Below are 3,321 nucleotides of genomic sequence, written 5' to 3' on the forward strand. Positions count from 1 at the left end.
TGGGTTTCTTTTGGTTGGAATGAACGAATTCAGAGCGTTCCACGGTGGAGGCGAACCAAGTGTGTAGGCCTACGGCCTCTGGTAGCTCACGCGCCAGATGCTGTTCGAGCCATCATCGCTTACCAACAAGGAGCCGTCGTCGGCCGTGGTGATCCCGACGGGACGTCCCCACGCTTGGCCGCTGGGCAGCACGAAGCCGGTGAGGAAGTCCTGGTATTCGCCCGTAGCCCGGTTGCCGCCATGGCGTGGCACGCGTATCACCTCGTAGCCCCCGCGCGCCGACCGGTTCCACGAGCCATGCTCTGACGCGAAGATGTCACCGCGATATTCCGCGGGGAACTGCTCGCCCGTGTAGAACATCAGCTGCAGCGATGCGTTGTGGGGATTTATCAGCACGTCCGGCACGATGGCCTTGCTGGCCAGCTCCGGGTGCTTGCCGGCATGACGCGGGTCTTGGTGGGCGCCCATGTACCACCAGGGCCAGCCATAGAAGCCACCTTCCTGCACATGCGTGATGTAGTCGGGCACGAGGTTATCGCCCAGTCCATCGCGCTCGTTCACCGAGCACCATAGCTCGCCGGTTTTCGGGTCGATGGCAAGGCCGACGGCGTTGCGAATCCCATAGGCATAGACCTTCATGTCAGAGCCATCCGGGCGAAACACCAGGATATCGGCGCGAAGCTTTTCAGCCGGCGTCGTATCCGGGTCATCGACGTTGGAAGCCGAGCCCACTGACACGAACATGCGCTTGCCATCACGAGAGAAGCTCACGTCGCGCGTGGAGTGTCCGCCGTCACTGTGCGGCAGATCGGCGATGTGCTCGGGCTTCGCTGTCGCCTGCAGGTCGCCGTCCTTGTAGGGAAGGCGTACGACCTCGTCGGTATTACCGATGTAGATCCATTGAGGGTGCGGCCCGGCCGGATAGAAAGCGATGCCGAACGGTTTGTTGAGGCCGCTGGCGAAGACGTGGGTTTCTTTTGGACGACCATCCGCCGTGATGCCGCGGAACACGGTGATACGCCCTGCGCGCGTTTCCGCCACGAAGACATCGCCATTGGGCGCCGTGCGTAGCAAACGTGGGTTATCCAGACCGCTGGCAAACAGTTCCACCTTGAAGCCTGGGGGTGCCTTGGGCCACACATCAGCCGGGCGCGCCACAAGCTGTGGACCGTTGCCGGCTGATGGCGTGGCATAAGGTGCAGGCAGGTCGGCCACCGTAATTTTACGGCTGGTGCCTGGCGATTCGTGGCGGAAGTCGGTAAATGGCGCCTTCGGGGCGGGCCAATTGCCGGGCGTCATCGAGGCAACCGCGGCCGGTGCAGCCGACGCGTTGGCGCTGGCCTTCAGTGACTGCAAGAAACTGACGAGGTTCCAGCGCTGCTGTTCCGGCAGGCTATTCCAGGCCGGCATGCCGCCGTTGATGTTGCCCTTGCTGATGAACCAGAAGAGGGCGCCTGGGGATGCCTGCTTTACCTTGGCGCTCGCGAGGGAAGGCACGTTACCGTTGCCCTGCGCGGCTGCGCCGTGACAAGCGGCGCAATCCGCCGCATACAGCGCTTTCCCCGCATCGATGGCGTTGGCTTGAGTCGCAAAAGGGTTGCGCACTTCATCGACCGACAACGGTGCTTGATGAAAGCGCGCATCGCTTTCCTGTGCGTGCAAGGAGCCGCTCACGCCGATGAGGGCCACAAGGACCGCGGAGAAACGTTGGATCATGATCAGCGGCCGGGCAGGGTAGGCCCACTGCCAGCACCCGTCAGCGCGATGGCTTCGGCGACAAAGGCCAGTTCGTCATGCGTAAGTTCCAGCGTGGCGGCCGCGATCCAGCCATCGACCTGCGCGGGACTGCGCGCGCCGACGATAGCGCCCGTTACACCCGGCCACGCCAGTGTCCACGCCACCGACACGGCGGCCACCGTTGTGCCACGTTGCTTTGCGATCACGCCAAATGCGTCGGCAAGCTTGAGATTGCTGACGAGTTTGTCGCCGGTGTACTCCGCGTTACGCGAACGCCAGTCATCTTTCGGCAACGCCGCCGCGCGCTCCACCGTAAACCTGCCGCTGAGAAGACCCGATTGCATCGGGCTGTAGACGATCACGCCGGTCTGGTGTGCGTGGCACCAAGGCAGCTCTGCACCGGCCACATCACGACGAATGGCCGAGAAGGGCGGCTGAAGCGTGTCGACATGGCCCATGATTTCGGCGTCGGCCAGTTGCTCCACGTTGTGGTTGGAAAGGCCGATGGCGCGAACCTTGCCCTCTTTTTTCAGATCCAGCAGCGTTTGCCAATACGCCTCAATCGGTGTGCCGTCTTTGGCCGGCCAATGCATCTGGTAGAGATCGATATGCTCGATATCCAGTCGGCGCAGCGACGCCTCCACTTCGCGTCGGATGCTCACGGGAGCGCCAACCTGGCGCGGCGTCGCTTGCCGGTTCGCCTCGTCCCATACCAGGCCGCACTTGGTGAACACGTAAGGCCGCTGGACGCGGGGCAGGCCAGCCAAGGCGCGACGCACCACGTCCTCGGAATGACCCAGCCCATAGATCGCCGCCGTGTCGATCCAGTTGATGCCGCTTTCGACCGCATGGCGAATCGCGGTAATGGATTCGTTGTCGTCCTGCGCGCCCCAGCCGACTGCCCAGTCCGGGCCACCGATGGCCCAGGCACCAAAGCCCACGGGCGTGATGTGCATGTCGGTGCGGCCAAGCTGGCGCGTGGGAAGGGGGGAAAGGGGAGTGATGATGCTGGCTGGGGTGGCCATGGGGGAATTCTCCTAGTGAGGACTTCCCCAAAATAGTCACTGGTCTGCCATCGTTCAAATTGAATATTTTGATATGATTAATCTGTTTCAAAGATATGAAGAGCGTGGAGTGTCATGGAATTGCGGCAGCTGCAACACATGGTGGCCCTCGCCGAGGAACAGCATTTCACTCGTGCCGCGCGGCGCGTGAATATCGTGCAATCGGCGCTGTCTACCTCCATTCGCCAGTTGGAAGCCGAGCTCGAGGCGCAACTGTTCGTGCGCAGCACGCGACAGGTTCGACTATCCGCGGCCGGGAAATTGTTTCTGGATAAAGCGAAGGTCGCGCTTGCGGCCATAGCGGATGCCCGTGATGCCGTAGCGGCCCTGCAAGGGCTGCGGCGAGGCACTTTGAGCATCGGAACGATGCAGAGCCTGCCTGCATTCCTGGATCTGCCAGCACTCATCGAGGAATTTCACGCCCGGCATCCGGATATCGAAGTACGTCTTTCGCAAGGTGCTTCGTCGGGCCTGCTGACGCAGGTGCGGAACGGGCACCTGGATATCGCCTTTGTCCCGG

The 3,321-nt window shown here is 62.3% G+C and carries 3 protein-coding genes; 1 reads left to right on the forward strand and 2 read right to left on the reverse strand.

The genetic code is table 11. From position 1 onward, the window contains the following. Positions 1–69 precede the first annotated feature (69 nt). Positions 70–1,716, reverse strand: coding sequence for a PQQ-dependent sugar dehydrogenase (locus VK519_RS17020; RefSeq protein WP_324351754.1), 1,647 nt, complete (start codon positions 1,714–1,716; stop codon positions 70–72). Between the two features lie 2 nt (positions 1,717–1,718). After that, the gene (locus VK519_RS17025) at positions 1,719–2,762 is read right to left on the reverse strand and encodes an aldo/keto reductase (protein WP_324351756.1); all 1,044 of its coding nucleotides are present in this window, start codon (positions 2,760–2,762) and stop codon (positions 1,719–1,721) included. A gap of 138 nt (positions 2,763–2,900) precedes the next feature. Between VK519_RS17025 and VK519_RS17030 the strand changes: the two genes are divergently transcribed. Next, a partial coding sequence (locus VK519_RS17030) for a LysR family transcriptional regulator (protein WP_324351758.1) occupies positions 2,901–3,321 on the forward strand: 421 nt, incomplete at its 3' end.

It is taken from the genome of Pinirhizobacter sp., from assembly GCF_035317885.1.
Lineage (GTDB): Bacteria > Pseudomonadota > Gammaproteobacteria > Xanthomonadales > Rhodanobacteraceae > Pinirhizobacter.